The organism is Streptococcus sp. oral taxon 064 (genome assembly GCF_001683375.1).
Classification (GTDB): Bacteria; Bacillota; Bacilli; order Lactobacillales; family Streptococcaceae; genus Streptococcus; species Streptococcus oralis_S.
On the sequence record NZ_CP016207.1, the window covers coordinates 934728 to 951045 of the forward strand.

Here is a 16318-nt window from a genome sequence, read left to right on the forward strand (position 1 = left end):
AACAGTTTTACTAGCTGTTCGTTTTTTTGATATTTGAACTTAGACTCTAGTTTCAGAATCGTTTTGTTTCTTGCTTTTTTCTAGACCTAGACCGACTGCATGTTTTTGAACGAGCAAGAGTTGCCCATTGTCTTGTTTTGCAAAAGTTAGGGTAACCGTCTTGATCTTGTCACCAATGGAGATATAGGTGACTTTTCTCGTATTGTACCCCCCAATAGTGGAGTCAAACTCGGAGTCTGGCAGTCCGTGTTTTTTGATAATATCCTTGTAGTTGGTGCCACCTTTTCCTTTGTTGTCAAGGTCACCTTCGATTAAGGCGTCGAACTGTTCTTGGGTCCAGGTGAAGGTATCGTTTTCTTCCTCCTCAGGGATGGAATAGGCGCTATCATCTGTCAAGTCGCTTTCTTCTTCGCGTTCCATTGAGGCACTCGCCTCGCTGTAGGAACGGTTAAACTCCCTGACAAACTCTTTGTAGACATTAGCGTACAGTACCTGGGTCGTAAAGAAAAGTACAACTGAAGCAACTGCAAGGGATGTTCCGATAATGGCCATTGTTTTCCGTTTTTTGAGGTTGACGATAAGGCCGATAATCCCCAAGATAAATGCAACAATGGCGATGAAAAACGATAGATAGTTAATAAATGGGATCCAAGATCCTAAAAGTGCGATGGCTCCAAAAATGGTTGCTAAGATTCCTAAAACTCTTTGTTCTTCTGGTTTCATTTGAACGTTTTCTCCCTTCATCGAGTGAATGGATTTCTATCCACAGTAGTTAGTGCTTATTATAGAAAAAATATTGCCTAATGTCAATTTAAACTAAAATAGTTCTCATGGAAACTTTTTTCTTGACATCTTTTCTGAAAATGGTAAAATAGTTCTCATGGAAACTTAAATAGTTCTTGTGAGAACTATATTTGTCGTGAGAAAGGAGCAATCATGGACAAGCCGATGTTAATGTTCAAACGTTTTGGACACCAGGTTCATCTGATGGTACAGAAAGAAGCCAAGCGATGTGGCATTGAATTTATGGGTGGACCGCAAGGGCAGGTTCTGCGTTTTTTAGATCATTGTGAACAAAAAGAGGAACTGGTCTTGATTAAGGATATCGAGCAGGAACTCAATATTACCAAATCTGTGGCGAGTAATCTAGTCAAGCGCATGGTACAAAATGGTTTGGTCGAGTTAGAGGCGAGCCCGAGCGATAAGCGGGCAAAATTTGTTCGCCTGACGGAGAAATCGCGTTCGCAGATGCAAAAAGTTAAAGCTTTTTTTGATCGGATCGATCAGAGTCTGCTAGAGGGCGTTTCAAAGTCAGACTTAGCAATCTTTGAAAAGGTACTCGGGCAATTGCAAGAAAATGTTGAGAAGATAGGAGGAGAGAATGAAGAAACTCGCTAAACGTATTACAGGAAAAGAGTGGGGAATGATCATCCTTACGATTCTGTTCACTTGTTTCTCGGTCTATCTCGAGTTAGAGGTGCCGACTTATATTTCGCAAATTACAGAATTACTGGGAACGTCTGGAACGCAGTTGGGTGAACTCTGGTCACCAGCTGCGAAGATGATTGGATTGTCTTTATTGGCTTTCTTTTCATCTGTTATGGTTGGTTTCTTTGCTGCTCGTGTTGCAGCATCCTATACAACCCATCTACGTAGAGACGTATTTCATCGTGTTTTAGATTTTTCACAGACAGAGATTAAACGTTTTTCAATCCCCAGTCTTTTGACTCGGACGACCAATGATATCACACAGGTACAGATGCTCTTTACCATGGGATTACAGGTAGTGACTCGTGGGCCGATTATGGCTATCTGGGCCATTGGAAAAATCCTTGGTAAGTCCGAATACTGGCTCTGGGCAGTCGTTGTGGCTGTTATTGTGAATGTCTTGATGACCACCGTTCTCATGACTCTGGCCTTTCCAAAACAATCTGTCATCCAAAAATTGACAGATAAACTCAATAGCATCACTCGTGAAAGCTTGACAGGGATTCGGGTTGTTCGTGCTTATAATGCTGAGGATTACCAAGATGAGAAATTTGAAGCAGCCAATGATGAAGTGACGCGTCTCAATCTCTTTGTCAATCGATTGATGGCGATTATGAACCCGATTATGATGGCAATTTCCAGTGGTTTGACCTTAGCTATTTACTGGATTGGTGCCTATATCATCAACGATGCAAGTTTGACAGAACGTCTGCCACTCTTTAGTGATATGGTGGTCTTCATGTCCTATGCTATGCAGGTCGTGATGGGCTTCCTTCTCATGGGAGCACTCTTTATCGTTCTTCCTCGTACCTTGGTTTCGGCAGGACGTATCAATCAAGTATTGGATCTGCATTCTTCTATTGAAAATCCTAGTCATGCCCAGACAGCGGATCCTTCAGTTCAAGGACAAGTGGAATTCCGTGATGTGACTTTCCGCTACTCTAAAAACTCAGAAGCAGTCGTGGAACATGTCACTTTCAAAGCAGAAGCGGGTCAAACCGTAGCCTTCATCGGATCGACTGGATCAGGTAAGTCTACACTTGTCAACCTCTTGCCACGTTTTTACGACGTTTCTGATGGAGAAATCCTAGTGGACGGAGTTAATGTGCAAGATTACGATTTGGAAGATTTGCGCAATAAGGTCGGCTATATTCCACAAAAAGCTGTACTCTTTTCTGGAGATGTCAAGGGGAACTTGGACTTTGGTAAGAGTCAAGAAAGTCCTCTAAGTGAGGCTGCTATGTGGCAAGCTCTTGAATTGGCCCAGTCTAAAGCATTTATCGAGGACAAGGAAGCAGGTCTTGCATCAGAAGTAGCCCAAGGTGGAACCAACTTCTCAGGAGGTCAAAGACAGCGTTTGGCCATTGCACGCGCCTTGGCTCGTAAACCAGAGATTCTCATCTTTGATGATTCCTTCTCAGCCTTGGACTACAAGACAGATCGTGTCCTACGCCAAGAGCTAGCAGAGAAAACAAAATCCATGACCAAACTCATCGTAGCGCAACGGATTTCTACCATTATGGACGCCGACCTGATCTTAGTTTTGGATCAAGGTAAAGTCGTGGGACAAGGCACCCACAAGGAACTTCTTGCAACCAACGAAGTCTACCAAGAAATTGCCTACTCACAACTATCAAAGGAGGAATTGGAACATGGAAAATAAAAAAGTTTCGGTCTGGAAACAGTGCAAACCTTATATGGCAGGCCTCCAACTCCCTCTCCTAATAGCAGTTGTGGCTGCAGTCATTTCAAGTATCATTACCGTTTATGGTCCAACTAAGATTAAAGAAATTACTAACTTGATTTCAGATGGCTTGGCTACAGAAATCGACTTGGTAGCTGTGTCAAACATTGCTGGATTTTTGGTTGTTCTATATGTATTTGGCGCCATCCTTAACTATACGCAGGCCTATATCTTTTCAACAAGTATCCAACATTTTTCAAAACGCTTGCGGACAGCAATCGCTGAAAAAATCAATCGTTTGCCACTTGGCTATTTTGACCGCCATTCACAAGGAGACACTCTATCTCGTGTGACCAACGATGTGGATACGGCGGCGCAATCTCTCAACCAAAGTCTAGGGGCAGTTCTTTCAGCTAGTTTCTTGTTGATTGCTGTCTTGGTGACCATGTTTGGGATGAACTGGATTTTGGCATTGGTAACAGTTGTATCAACCCTTGTTGGTTTTGCGGCGGTTTCCGTAATCATGGCCAAGTCACAGGGTTATTTTAAAGCCCAACAAAATAATCTAGCAGCCGTCAATGGTTATGTGGAAGAGATGTACTCTGGCCATAATGTAGTGACCAGCTACAACGCAGTGGACACCTCCAAAGCGAGATTTGCAGGTTTAAACCAAGACTTGCATGATAGTATTTGGAAATCTCAGTTTATCTCTGGTATCATGATGCCAGCCATGTTCTTTGTTGGGAACTTTAGTTATGTCTTAGTCATCATCGTTGGGGCCGCGCTGGCGTTAGAAGGACATATCACGATAGGGATTATTGTAGCTTTTATGGTTTACGTACGGACCTTCTCCCAACCTCTGTCACAGATTGCCCAAGGGATTACGAGCTTGCAACAAGCGAGTGCAGCCATGACTCGTGTATTAGAATTTCTAGCTGAAGCTGAGATGCAGGATGAATCTCATAAGGAAAGACAATTGGCCCATATGAAAGGGGAAGTAGTCTTTGATCATGTGTCCTTTGGCTATACACCAGAGCGCACCATTATCCATGACTTTTCTGCGACAGCTCATGCAGGTCAGAAGGTTGCTATCGTTGGACCGACTGGGGCTGGGAAGACAACCATTGTCAATCTTTTGATGAAGTTCTATGAGATAGATAAGGGAAGTATCCGCATCGATGGTGTGGATACCAAGGATATGAAGCGTTCGGAAGTACACGATGCCTTTTCAATGGTCTTGCAGGACACTTGGCTCTTTGAAGGAACCATTCGAGAGAACCTGATTTATAATCAGACAGACATCAGTGATGAACGAATGATGGAAGCCAGCAAGGCTGTGGGAATCCACCACTTTATCATGACCTTGCCAGACGGCTACGATACGGTTTTGGATGACACCGTGACCTTGTCTGTTGGACAAAAACAGCTCTTGACCATTGCTCGTGCCCTTCTCAAGGATGCACCGCTCTTGATTTTGGATGAAGCGACATCTTCAGTCGACACACGTACAGAGGAGTTGATTCAAAAAGCCATGGACCGTTTGATGGAGGGTCGAACTTCCTTTGTCATCGCCCACCGTTTGTCAACTATTCGTAATGCCGATTTGATTCTTGTCATGAAAGATGGCAATATCATCGAACAAGGCAATCACGAGGAGCTGATGGCACAAGGTGGCTTCTACGCTGACTTGTACAATAGTCAATTTACAGAAGACGAAGCAGAAGAATAAAACCAAAGAAGGCTTGACGGCCTTCTTTTTCTGCACTATACTAGAAGACAAACGTCTCACCAGTAGACAAAAACAAGGTAATGAATGAGAAATTTAATGAAAAATTATCAAAAATGGTATCGAAATATCAGCTCGAGACTAATCAGTCATCCCACTCTTTTATTTCTATTACGCAGTTTCAATCGTTTAATGACAGTCGCCATGTCCCTGGTCTATCTGATCTTGCTAGTCACCACTTACCTGCAACTAGGATTGGGTCAGCAAGTTGGGGTTTATGTGCTTATTCCTGCATCAGGTTTTGTGATTTTGTCTCTTTTTCGTAAGAAAATCAACCACCCGCGGCCTTATGAAACTTGGGATATCTGTCCCCTGCTTGAAAAAGATAGCTCGGGACAGTCGATGCCCAGTCGCCATGTTTTTTCGGCAACTATCATCTCCATGGCCTGTCTGCATGCTAGTCTACCTGTTGGCTTAGCATGCTTGGTCTTTTCAGCTTTGCTGGGCTTGGTGAGGGTTTTAGGGGGTGTTCATTATCCCAAGGATGTCTTGGTTGGCTATGCTTGTGGTCTGGTGTGGGGATTCCTTTTCTTCCTATTCTGACATGTAAGTTAAGCTAGTCCTACAACCACTTACTGCTTCAAATTGACCACTTGCTTTTTTGCCCTTGTATTCCTAACTTAGCTTTGATATAGTAGAGTCAGAAAGGAGATGTGATGAAGTTACGAATTGAGATTGACGGCAATTTAGAGGAGACTGAAATTGTCATCAAGACCCCCACTTTGACAGATGAAATTGCAGATTTGCAACGACTCTTGCAAGAGTCAAAGGCTCCGAGGTTGACTTTTTACAAGGGGACAGGTGAATATTATCTAGACCTGTCAGAAATTCTCTTCTTTGAAACAGAAGGGAGCAAGATCTACGCTCATAACCAGAAGGAAGCCTATGAAGTTCGTCTCAAACTTTATGAGTTGGAGTCCATCTTGCCTCGCTATTTTAGTCGAGTGTCCAAGTCAACCATCGCAAATATCCGTCAGATTTACTCAGTGGACAAGTCCTTTTCAGGAATGGGCACCATTTCCTTCTATCAGACGCACAAGGAGGTTCATGTCTCACGGCATTACCAATCCCTCCTAAAAGAAAATCTAAGAAACATGAGGTAAAAAAGATGAAAAAGAAAGCATTTGGTATTATTTTATTGGTTTTAGCAGCTTGGATCTTGCTGCAAGGGAATTTTGGAATTCCTTCTTTGGATGGCAAGATATGGCCTTTACTAGGTATCGCCTTTTTTGCTTATAAGTCCATTGAGTCCATCCTTAGACGCCATCTCACTTCGGCAGTTTTTACAGGGTTACTAGCGCTCATCATTGCAAATTACGCTTATGACTTGTTACCAGTTACCAATCATTCTCTCATCTGGGCTAGTATCTTAGCAGTTCTAGGTGTCGGTTATCTGACGCACTCAAGTAAGTTCTGGAATGAAAAAAAATGGTGGTACGATGGGAAAAAAACAGTCGTCACGGATAAGGAAGTCGCTTTTGGTAGCGGGACCTTCTATAAGCAAGATCAAGATCTCGTAGATGACCAAGTGGAAGTCGCTTTTGGGGATGCTAAAATCTACTATGATAATGCAGAGATGTTAGGTGATTTTGCAACTTTAAATATTGAAGTGGCCTTTGGGAATGCAACCGTCTATGTTCCACAACACTGGCGTGTCGATTTGAAAGTAGAAACATCCTTTGGCGCAGCTAAGGCGGAAGCTCCTGTAGCCCTAACCAGCAAAACTTTGATTATTCGTGGGGAAGTTGCTTTTGGTAAACTTGGAGTTGTTTACGTTAAATAAAAAATCATCGAATTTCCTTGCTAAAATAGAGAAAGTGTGCTAACATAGTGCTGCATGTGGTGCTAGCACATCCGCTATATTAGATCTAATAGGAGGAAAACACAATGGCTAAAGTATGTTACTTTACAGGTCGTAAGACTGTATCAGGAAACAACCGTTCACACGCGATGAACCAAACAAAACGTGCCGTAAAACCAAACCTTCAAAAAGTTACTGTTCTTATCGATGGTAAACCTAAAAAAGTTTGGGCTTCAGCTCGTGCTTTGAAATCAGGTAAAGTTGAACGCGTTTAATAAAAAGGGAAGTCACAAATTGGAACAGCATCTACGTCAACAGGTCAGACAGTGCATGATATTACGAAATCACCTGTTCAAACTAGCACAGGTGATTCTATTGTCAGCACTCAAAATGGGCATCTTATCCTTTCAGATGGTTCTGTAGTTGCTCCTGAAGCACTTGGAGCTGTTACAAATGAAGACAAGATAATCAGTGTTTCAACTGCGGATGGTAAAATGGTAACTTTGCCAAACACAGAAGCAGAACAAAGTTCCCCAGCTGTAATCGGTGGCATGTTGTTGACAACGGTTGGCTATTTCTACAAGAAAAAATTATTTTAATTAAATGAAGGAGAAAGAAATATGACCGAAAAAACACAAGGACACGGATATTTCCGTAAGAAAAAATGGGCTAAAGGCCTAGTATCAGGAATTGCAGTTGCAGGTATTGTAGCCTTCTCTGCAGGTTCTGTATTGGCGGATGAAGCAGTTCAGCCTGAAATTGAAAACGACAATAACATGTACGCTACACAAGCTGGTAAAGCAACAGGAAGCCAGTCTGTAGTGATTGATAATGGAGCAGTCACAAAGGCTGCTTCAACAGCTAAGCAAGCAGGAGTAGTGGTATCTGAGACATCAAGCATTGATAAGGGTACAAATACTACCTCATCAAGTCTTGAACAGTCTAAGGCTGAGATTAAACAAGACCAGACTAAGCAAATAAAGGCACTTGAAGAAACGACTGAAAAACAAGTCGAAAACAATACAGCCTTCAAGGAAGCGAAGGAAGCCATTCAAGCTAATAATAGCTTTGTGGCCACTGAAAAAGGCAAGCACGAACAATCAACAACTGTTACAGTGACGAATGATGGTTCGACTGCCTCAGATGGGACAGCGACTCAAAACAACAAAGCTACTCAAACAGCTAAGAAAGTCTTAGTAGAAAACCAGCAAGCTGTCTCAACCTACCTGGAAGAAAAAGGGAAGTACGAAGCTACTGTCAAACAAGCTACTGAATTAAATCAAGCAGTAGAAGCTGCTGTAATAGATTTGGAGAAAAAGGATGTAACGGTTAAGGTAGTGACACGTACCGTTTCTTCAATCGCAGAAGTAGAAGCATTGAAGAAACAAAATGACAAAGCTATTGCAGCTGCAAAAAGCAAAGTGGAGCTTAACAAAGCCATCATGGCTGCCTATGCAGAGAAGAAGAATGCTAGTGATCAAGTTAATCAAGATGCTGATCGTAAATCAACAGATTTGAAAAACTCTGGTGTACTTTTAACCTCTAAAACACAGGAAGTTTCTTCAGCTGATGAAGCGAATCAAATTGGGAAACAAAACCAAGCAGCTTATGACAAAGCTAAGCAGACCCAAGCGGAATGGCAGAAGAAGTACGATGAGCTTCGAGCTAAGACAAGCACGGAAGGCTACACAAAAGAAGTAGTCTTGCAAGCCATTAGTGTTGCGACAGCAAATCCTGAAGCAACAGTGGAGTCCTCTGCTCCAGGAGCGCAGGTAACTACTAAAGGTTACATTGCCTCATCAAAAGGAACCTCAGGCTATGCTCGTGTCCTTGACTCGACTAAAGTCTTGAAATACGAGGATGTTGGCACTGGATGGAAAACAGAAGTTGACTACACTAATCTGAAAGATTTGACTGTTTCAACTGCAGATGGTAAAAAGTATGATATTTCTCGTATCCACCGAAAATTTGAAATCCTTAATCAAGGAAAAACTGGATTGAATGATGTCTACGTCTTGAATGATCCAACAGAAGGATTCGTAGTAGCTCGTAATAATGGAACTGGTCGAGTTGAGGACTACATGAATTTCTTGGTTACGGATACCTACTACTACAACGTGGATGGGAAAGAAGTAGCTTTCAAAGCAAGTGAAAAGACGCCCGCAACGTTGACGTATTCCTCACTCAATTACAATCCTGTTGGTTGGGAAGGTGCGAAAGCCATTAACGGAACTCATGTTGAAATTAACGGCTCAACTGTAAGCTATAACAAGAATAATGGTTATGTTCGCGCTGAAGGCTACAACCGCCAACAAGATGTGGGGCATCTTTGGGATACATCTGACTCACCTTACCAATACAAGGGAGCTGCACTTGGTGTCTTTAAGGAAGGGACAGCCTTCACATCCGAATTTATCCAATGGGATGGACCAGATAATCCCGGTGGCCAAACTTACTGGTTTGCTTTGAATACGAAGGCTTTAGCGCCAGTTGTTGGAGTTCCAGCTACTGCAACCATTACTAAAACAACCGTGAAGCCAGTTAAGACTGAACCTGTATCAGCTGAATTGGTCAATGCGAAAAATCCAGCCAAACCAACCTTGGCGCTTAAAACTCTATCTGAAACTAAAAATCAGAAGTTATCCGCAAGCTATCACGGTTACAAATTGCAGTATAAACCTACTGTCCGCAAGTCTGTATCTGACACAGATAAAACGAATACAGATGGTCAAACAGTTGCTAAAAACGATACGCAGCTCTACACATTGAATCATGACAATATCTATGCGAACCTTAAAAAAGGTGACAAGATTACTATCATTGATCCACTCGAAGCTGGAGCAGTTCCTGATGTAGCTGTGACGAAAGCAACTGCAGAGAAAGCGGGATGGAGCGTTGCCTATGATGCAGGAAAGAATACTTATACCTTTACTGCAACCTACGAAGGGAAGCGCCTAGAAGCTCCTATGATTACCTGGAAGCCAATCTATGACAAAGGTTTCTATGACAACACTTATAAAGTGTTAGTGAATAACTACGAGGTTTACTCAAATACTGTTACGAACTATACACCGAAGCCACCAAAACCAGTCAAAGCTGTCTTGGATCGCTCTGGTAAGGATATCAATGGTGCGACAACATTTGATCGTAACGTGACCTTCCGCTTGATGACAGACTACAGTTCTTATGCCAAAACTCTTGCTTCAGCGAGCGCACTTGGTAAGGAGTTTGCAATCTTAGATGATGTTCAAGACAAAGCCTTCACAGTTGACCACAGCAAGATCAAGGTGACTGCTGCTGGTAAAGACGTGAAAAACCTATTTGACATGTATCATGTACTTTCAGATGCAGGACGTACTGATGCAATCAATAAAATTTTGAAGGAATTGAACTTGCAACCTAAAGGTGAGTTCTATCTCTGGGTAGCCAAGGATTCTAAGAGTTTCTATCAGAACTACGTGAAACCAAATAAGAATGTTACTGTTGATCTTCCAGCCAAATTCTTGGTTAAAGCAGGGGAAAAAGTCGAGAATGACTTTAAACAGATTGACTTTGGGAATGGCTATCAATCAAACCTTGTGACTGTCTCAGTTCCTGATGTGAAGCCAGAGAAACATGCCCTGGATCAAAAGGATAATAAGAAAGTCTTGGACGGTCAAGAGGTACAGATTGGCCAATACATCCGCTATCTACTTGATGGCGTAACTGTTCCAGCTAAACACGATAGCCTCTTCCAATATGACGGTAGTGACCAGTTAGATGTGGTTCATGATCGATATACAGGTAAGTGGCAAGGCATTTTCAAGGGTACAGAGTACACAGCTGAGAAAGACCTTATCTTGCCTTATGATGTCATCCTGAAGGATGGTAAAGTAGTCAAAGCTGGTGACAAGATTGTCAAAGGTACAGCTTATGCCTTCTTATTTGAAATGAACCAGGATACAAATCCTGACTTCCTCAAGAAGATTGTGGCCGTCAAATGGGACGAAAAAGCAGGCAAATGGTCGTATGTTATCAATCAAGACTTCCTAAACTCTCTAGGCGTTAAAGGAACCTTTGATGCCGACTTCTACATCGAGGTAGAACGTATCTCGGCTGGGAAGGTTGAAAATACCTTTATCAATACAGTCAATTTACAAGAGATGACGGCGAAAGTGACAACAACGCCAGAACCTCCAAAACCAGAGCCTAAAGAACCAGGCAAGCCACAACCGCAGCCATCACTTCCAAATACAGGAACAGTAGCAAGCATGCTTCCAGTTGTGGGAATGATTTTGGGATTGTTGGGTCTTGCAGGTTTTCGTAAGCATAAAAAATAGAACATCTAGTAATTCCCCCTCATCCATGGTATAATGAAGCCATAAAAAGAGGGGGGAGAGAGATGATAAAGGACACGAAAATGGATGCACATGTGACTAGAAGTGGTTATAGATACTACACTCCAACTCAAAAAAATCAGAAGTTACCAGGTCTGAAGAAGAGAAGAAGTGGAAACAAGGCCTACGTTGGCTAGGAAAAGCTGTCTGGTCAGTAATGGAAACCCTACCGAGTGTGATTGCGAGAGCTGCCGTTTTGATGGTTGCGACTCCACTCATGTTTCTCCTCTTTATCTTTAATCTGATTAAGAGCTTGATTGCGACAGACATTTTTCTACAGATTTTACAGCCGAAACGGCACTTTCTCAATCGAATGAGAGTCTTGTAACCCGCACACTCTAAATAGGGAATTTTTGATTCTTTCTGGAAGTCATATTTAGTCATTTGTCCTTGGAAGTGAGGGCATTTAGGAGCAGGATAATCCAGCTTAGCGATGATTTCTTTATGAGTTCCAGCATCTAGAACATCCAAAATAGTAATGTTCTAGTCTTTGATTCCCAGTGTGTTTGTGATAAAATTGAATGGTTCCATATAAGTCTTTTTAATGATGGTTTGGTCGCTTTTCATTATAGATCTTATGGGACTTTTTTCTACAACAAATAGGCTCCATCATTCCTACAGTGGTTTTACCCACTACAGAAATTACAGAGCCGAAACTTTTTCCAGTTTTTTTGTCTGAAAAATCTCGCTTTTTATGGAGTTATAAGGATATTTGACTAGTCCCAAAAATTTAGACACTAAAAAGTCTTCGAATTTCCTTGCTAAAATAGAGAAAGTGTGATAACATAGTACGGTATGTGGTGCTAGCACATCCGCTATATTAGATCTAATAGGAGGAAAACACAATGGCTAAAGTATGTTACTTTACAGGTCGTAAGACTGTATCAGGAAACAACCGTTCACACGCGATGAACCAAACAAAACGTGCCGTAAAACCAAACCTTCAAAAAGTTACTGTTCTTATCGATGGTAAACCTAAAAAAGTTTGGGCTTCAGCTCGTGCTTTGAAATCAGGTAAAGTTGAACGCGTTTAACAAAAATGAAAAGACCTAACTGGTCTTTTTCTTTTGCTCTAAGGATAAAACCATTTGAAAAATAGAGTAAATATCCGCAGATACAGCATTCTGCTTTTACACTTGGGCTGAAATATGATAAAATAGAGTATCAACTAGTTGAGGTAAAAAAAATGACTGTAAAAATTAATACAAAAGATGGTCAAATCGAACTGACAGATGAAGTGATTGCAACCGTAGTAGGTGGTGCAGCAACTGAGATTTTTGGTGTGGTCGGTATGGCTAGTAAAAATGCCCTCAAAGATAATTTCCAAGCCCTTCTTGGTAAGGAAAATTATGCAAAAGGCGTTGTCGTAAAAGCAGCCGAGGATGGCAGCATTGCAGTTGATGTTTATACCGTGTTGAGCTACGGAACAAAGATTAGTGAAGTCTCAAAAAACATCCAAGAGCGTGTTCGTTTTAGTTTGGAAAACCAACTAGGAATTACTGCTCAGACTGTGAATGTCTACATTCAAAATATCAAAGTTGTAGGAGAATAATCGTGTCAAAAATTACTACCAGTTTATTCCAAGAGATGGTGCAGGCTGCATCAACTCGTTTGAATAAGCAAGCAGAATATGTCAATTCATTGAACGTCTTTCCAGTTCCAGATGGAGATACTGGGACAAACATGGGAATGACCATTGAAAATGGTGCCAAAGAAGTAGCAGACAAGCCTGCTTCTACAGTTGGAGAAGTAGCGAGTATTCTTGCCAAAGGGCTCTTGATGGGTGCGCGTGGGAACTCAGGGGTTATCACTTCTCAGCTCTTCCGTGGCTTCTCTCAGGCTATCAAGGAAAAAGATGAATTAACAGGTCAAGACTTGGCTCTTGCCTTCCAATCCGGTGTCGAAGTAGCTTATAAAGCGGTTATGAAACCAGTTGAAGGGACCATTTTGACTGTTTCTCGTGGAGCGGCTATTGGTGCCAAGAAAAAAGCGGAGCAAACAGATGATGCTGTTGAGGTCATGCGTGCAGCCTTGGAAGGCGCAAAAGCAGCTTTGGCTAAGACACCAGAAATGCTTCCAGTCCTTAAGGAAGTTGGTGTGGTAGACTCAGGTGGTCAAGGTTTGGTCTTCATCTACGAAGGATTCCTTTCAGCTCTTACTGGTGAATACAGTGCTTCTGAAGACTTTGTAGCTACTCCTGCCAACATGAGTGAAATGATTAATGCAGAGCACCACAAGTCTGTAGCAGGTCATGTGGCAACTGAGGATATTACCTTCGGTTACTGTACGGAGATCATGGTAGCCCTCAAACAAGGTCCAACTTATTCTAAGGACTTTGACTACGATGAATTCCGTAACTACTTGAATGACTTAGGCGACTCACTGCTTGTTGTCAACGATGATGAGATTGTCAAAGTTCACGTCCATACAGAAGATCCAGGTCTTGTCATGCAAGAAGGTCTCAAATATGGTAGCTTGATCAAGGTAAAAGTGGACAACATGCGTAACCAACACGAAGCGCAAGTTGAAAAAGAAGCAACTCAAGGCAACAAGCCTGCTGAAACAAAAGAGTATGCCCTTATCGCAGTAGTAGCTGGTCAAGGTTTAGCAGATATCTTCCGTGCCCAAGGTGTGGATTATGTTATCGAAGGTGGTCAGACAATGAACCCTTCAACAGAAGACTTTATCAAGGCTGTTGAACAGGTCAATGCTCGCAACATTATCTTCTTGCCAAACAACAAAAATATCTTTATGGCAGCTCAGTCTGCGGCTGAAGTGCTTGAACAACCTGCTGTTGTGGTAGAAGCACGTACAATTCCTCAAGGGTTGACCAGCCTTCTTGCCTTTGATCCAAGCAAATCAATCGAAGAAAACAAAGAGCGCATGACTGCGGCCCTTGGTGATGTCATCAGCGGTAGTGTAACAACAGCCGTTCGTGATACAACTATCGATGGATTAGCAATTCATGAAAATGATAATCTGGGTATGGTCGATGGGAAAATCCTCGTGTCAAATCCTGACATGCACCAAACCTTGACAGAAACTTTGAAACATATGTTGGACGAAGATAGTGAAATCGTAACCTTCTATGTCGGTGAAGACGGAAGCGAAGAACTTGCCAATGAAATTGCCCAAGAAATCGCAGAAGAATTTGAAGATGTTGAAGTAGAGATTCACCAAGGTCAACAACCCGTATATCCATATCTTTTCAGTGTGGAATAATGGTAAAAATTGAATGAAAACAACAGAAGGAGGCTGGTTTTTCAGCTTCCTTTTTCTATGCAAACGGAGTTATAAAGAAATTTATGTAGAAATGAACATTCTATTGGAAATTCGATTTACTATAAGTTATAATGATAAAGCTGTTATATTAGATTAAGTATGAATATAAAGGAGAAATGATGAAGAAAAAAATTTTTAATCAATCTTTTTCCCGCTTTTCAATTAGAAAGTTAAGTGTTGGGACCTGTTCGGTATTGCTAGGAACCTTTATGGTCATGGCTACTTCTCCAGTGCAAGCGGATGAAGCTCAAGTCAACAATAAGGAACAACAAACGCAGGCGGAAATTCAACAGAAGGAAAAAAGTGCTGAGAATGGGCAGGAAGTCATTTCTGAGCCTCAAAAAGTGGTAACACAGAACGAAGCGGTTAAGGAGCTGGAGGATAAAGCTGAACCGTCCAAAACAGAAGTATCTGCACCAGTCTCTCAGAGCCAACCAGTTTCTCAAGTTGACAATACGAAGGAAGCGAGTCAGCCTTCTTTAGATGAGGAGAAAAAGCAATCTCTAGAATCAACTCAAACTGAGCAGAAAAGCAAGGAAGAAAGTGGCTCTAGCGGGAAAACTTCTTCTAGGCGCAAGAGATCGCTAGATGAAGTCAATGCAGAATTTAAAACTCATTCGCCAATCAAGGATATCCATGCGGTAGATAGTGTTCGTGAGTCCATGACTTTTAGTATTACTGGACACGAAGCAGACTATTCTGGTGGGTATATCAAAATTCATTTCCAAAATGGGAAGGCTATTAAATTGACCCCTTCTCCAGTCGGTGGTGTAAAGTTCAGCCAAGAAAAAATAAATGGAGACCTTGATTTAAAGATAGAACCTGCAAATCTGAGAGGTGGAGCAAACTATAACTTCGTCTATACTTTTCAGATAGATCCTCTGACGCATAACTGGGGAGGTGCTGTCCAAGCAATTGGGCCGGACCATAAAGTGACCGCAACTGCTAAGCTCTATGACAAAAATGACAATGTCCTCAAAGAACTTGGAAGCATTGAACACACGTGGAAAGTCTTAGAAAACGGTGTAGGGGGTCTGACTCCAATGTCTGGCAATCAGGTCATTGGCTACGATCGAAATAACGATGGTATTGTCGACGATGATTCATCGGTCGTGTCCTACTATCTATTTAACGGTGCGAAAGATCCTAAGAATAATACGGCAAGAAATGATTACTTCAACTATGGAAATGGTGTCTTTGATGGTCGTATGATCAATGGTATGGGGATTAGTGATGTCGGGGGGAATATCATTGATCCTGTCACATCTTATACCTATAATATAGAGTTAAAAGAAGGTTATGAATTGACAGATGAAGCTAAAGCTCTAGGATGGACTGCCGATGCGACGGGTTACCATCTGACGATTAACAGAGCTAACAATCCGCTTCAAGATATTAATAACAATAAAAATAAGCTCATTCCAATTTCTTTCAAGTTAAAGAATGCCAAAGTAGCAGATATCAATAGAAAAGCGCAAAACCTAACCGTGACGGGTATCTATACGAAAGCAGATGGGACTAGCTATCAAAATACGGCCGTTCTTCCCTATACTCTCTTTGTTCAAAAAACAGATCAGCCAGAGTCTTCTCTCTTTGAATTTAGACACTATAATCAGTCTGACTCGGAGATGATTCGTTCTTATGGTGAAACAGAATACCGTTCTTATGTTCGACTTTCATCAGTTGCTGAGGTTGAAAAAGATTATCCTATCAATGACTACACGGTCACCCATAAAATACAGGATTCACGAGAGTCTTATCGAGAAGTCAATGCGATTGAGGATCGTTATTGGAATGAATTTTTCTCTTCACCGGATGCATCTGTAGAAGTATACAATAAAGCTACAGGTGAGTTATTAGGCACTTTTAACAGTAGCACTCGTAGTCTACGACTGACGGAA

13 protein-coding genes and 3 pseudogenes are annotated in these 16318 nt (G+C 41.8%); 14 read left to right on the top strand and 2 right to left on the bottom strand.

What is annotated here, in order from left to right; all coding sequences use genetic code 11:
- Window positions 1-39: 39 nt before the first annotated feature.
- Entirely contained in the window at window positions 40-744 is a 705-nt protein-coding gene (locus tag AXF18_RS04690) for a CD20-like domain-containing protein (protein ID WP_065371557.1), read from the bottom strand.
- Between the two features lie 192 nt (window positions 745-936).
- Between AXF18_RS04690 and AXF18_RS04695 the strand changes: the two genes are divergently transcribed.
- From AXF18_RS04695 to AXF18_RS10275, 10 genes and pseudogenes are all read left to right on the top strand, one after another.
- Window positions 937-1398, top strand: a complete 462-nt coding sequence (locus AXF18_RS04695; RefSeq protein ID WP_000360526.1) for a MarR family winged helix-turn-helix transcriptional regulator — start codon at window positions 937-939, stop codon at window positions 1396-1398.
- Window positions 1382-3151 (top strand): ABC transporter ATP-binding protein, encoded by a 1770-nt coding sequence (locus tag AXF18_RS04700; protein ID WP_065371558.1) that lies wholly within the window; start codon window positions 1382-1384, stop codon window positions 3149-3151. The genes AXF18_RS04695 and AXF18_RS04700 overlap by 17 nt, the downstream gene beginning before the upstream one ends.
- Window positions 3141-4901 (top strand): ABC transporter ATP-binding protein, encoded by a 1761-nt coding sequence (locus AXF18_RS04705; protein ID WP_065371559.1) that lies wholly within the window; start codon window positions 3141-3143, stop codon window positions 4899-4901. The genes AXF18_RS04700 and AXF18_RS04705 overlap by 11 nt, the downstream gene beginning before the upstream one ends.
- Window positions 4902-4997: 96 nt before the next feature.
- A complete protein-coding gene (locus tag AXF18_RS04710) occupies window positions 4998-5501 on the top strand; it encodes a phosphatase PAP2 family protein (RefSeq protein ID WP_065371560.1) in 504 nt (167 codons plus the stop codon).
- A gap of 113 nt (window positions 5502-5614) precedes the next feature.
- Window positions 5615-6061: a LytTR family DNA-binding domain-containing protein gene (locus tag AXF18_RS04715; protein WP_065371561.1), complete on the top strand. Its 447-nt coding sequence runs from the start codon at window positions 5615-5617 to the stop codon at window positions 6059-6061.
- 5 nt (window positions 6062-6066) lie between these two features.
- Window positions 6067-6741 (top strand): hypothetical protein, encoded by a 675-nt coding sequence (locus AXF18_RS04720; RefSeq protein WP_065371562.1) that lies wholly within the window; start codon window positions 6067-6069, stop codon window positions 6739-6741.
- A gap of 104 nt (window positions 6742-6845) precedes the next feature.
- Window positions 6846-7034 (top strand): 50S ribosomal protein L28, encoded by a 189-nt coding sequence (gene rpmB, locus AXF18_RS04725; RefSeq protein ID WP_001140948.1) that lies wholly within the window; start codon window positions 6846-6848, stop codon window positions 7032-7034.
- A gap of 3 nt (window positions 7035-7037) precedes the next feature.
- A pseudogene (locus AXF18_RS04730) lies at window positions 7038-7358 on the top strand (LPXTG cell wall anchor domain-containing protein); the annotation flags it as partial.
- A 21-nt stretch (window positions 7359-7379) separates the two neighbouring features.
- Window positions 7380-11078 (top strand): SspB-related isopeptide-forming adhesin, encoded by a 3699-nt coding sequence (locus AXF18_RS04735; RefSeq protein WP_065371564.1) that lies wholly within the window; start codon window positions 7380-7382, stop codon window positions 11076-11078.
- Between the two features lie 62 nt (window positions 11079-11140).
- Window positions 11141-11400 (top strand): annotated as a pseudogene (locus AXF18_RS10275) (hypothetical protein); the annotation flags it as partial.
- Here the strand turns inward: AXF18_RS10275 and AXF18_RS09955 are convergent.
- Window positions 11394-11615, bottom strand: a pseudogene (locus AXF18_RS09955) (transposase family protein); the annotation flags it as partial. The pseudogenes AXF18_RS10275 and AXF18_RS09955 overlap by 7 nt on opposite strands.
- 365 nt (window positions 11616-11980) lie before the next feature.
- Between AXF18_RS09955 and rpmB (AXF18_RS04745) the strand changes: the two are divergent.
- The 4 genes from rpmB (AXF18_RS04745) to AXF18_RS04760 form a co-directional block, all read left to right on the top strand.
- Window positions 11981-12169 carry a 50S ribosomal protein L28 gene (gene rpmB / locus AXF18_RS04745; RefSeq protein ID WP_001140948.1) on the top strand — a complete coding sequence of 63 codons (189 nt, stop codon included), beginning with the start codon at window positions 11981-11983 and terminating at the stop codon, window positions 12167-12169.
- Window positions 12170-12321: 152 nt separating this feature from the next.
- Window positions 12322-12687, top strand: a complete 366-nt coding sequence (locus tag AXF18_RS04750; protein ID WP_061454007.1) for an Asp23/Gls24 family envelope stress response protein — start codon at window positions 12322-12324, stop codon at window positions 12685-12687.
- Window positions 12688-12689: 2 nt separating this feature from the next.
- The gene (locus tag AXF18_RS04755) at window positions 12690-14357 is read left to right on the top strand and encodes a DAK2 domain-containing protein (protein WP_000036688.1); all 1668 of its coding nucleotides are present in this window, start codon (window positions 12690-12692) and stop codon (window positions 14355-14357) included.
- Window positions 14358-14533: 176 nt separating this feature from the next.
- Window positions 14534-16318, top strand: a 1785-nt coding sequence (locus AXF18_RS04760) for a YSIRK-type signal peptide-containing protein (protein ID WP_157090883.1), incomplete at its 3' end; no start/stop codon positions are given.

What these genes read in the sequence shown, in the direction of transcription:
- AXF18_RS04690 (WP_065371557.1), bottom strand. Translation starts at nt 744, where the DNA reads ATGAAGGGAGAAAACGTTCAAATGAAACCAGAAGAACAAAGAGTTTTA.
- AXF18_RS04695 (WP_000360526.1), top strand. Translation starts at nt 937, where the DNA reads ATGGACAAGCCGATGTTAATGTTCAAACGTTTTGGACACCAGGTTCAT.
- AXF18_RS04700 (WP_065371558.1), top strand. Translation starts at nt 1,382, where the DNA reads ATGAAGAAACTCGCTAAACGTATTACAGGAAAAGAGTGGGGAATGATC.
- AXF18_RS04705 (WP_065371559.1), top strand. Translation starts at nt 3,141, where the DNA reads ATGGAAAATAAAAAAGTTTCGGTCTGGAAACAGTGCAAACCTTATATG.
- AXF18_RS04710 (WP_065371560.1), top strand. Translation starts at nt 4,998, where the DNA reads ATGAAAAATTATCAAAAATGGTATCGAAATATCAGCTCGAGACTAATC.
- AXF18_RS04715 (WP_065371561.1), top strand. Translation starts at nt 5,615, where the DNA reads ATGAAGTTACGAATTGAGATTGACGGCAATTTAGAGGAGACTGAAATT.
- AXF18_RS04720 (WP_065371562.1), top strand. Translation starts at nt 6,067, where the DNA reads ATGAAAAAGAAAGCATTTGGTATTATTTTATTGGTTTTAGCAGCTTGG.
- rpmB (WP_001140948.1), top strand. Translation starts at nt 6,846, where the DNA reads ATGGCTAAAGTATGTTACTTTACAGGTCGTAAGACTGTATCAGGAAAC.
- AXF18_RS04735 (WP_065371564.1), top strand. Translation starts at nt 7,380, where the DNA reads ATGACCGAAAAAACACAAGGACACGGATATTTCCGTAAGAAAAAATGG.
- rpmB (WP_001140948.1), top strand. Translation starts at nt 11,981, where the DNA reads ATGGCTAAAGTATGTTACTTTACAGGTCGTAAGACTGTATCAGGAAAC.
- AXF18_RS04750 (WP_061454007.1), top strand. Translation starts at nt 12,322, where the DNA reads ATGACTGTAAAAATTAATACAAAAGATGGTCAAATCGAACTGACAGAT.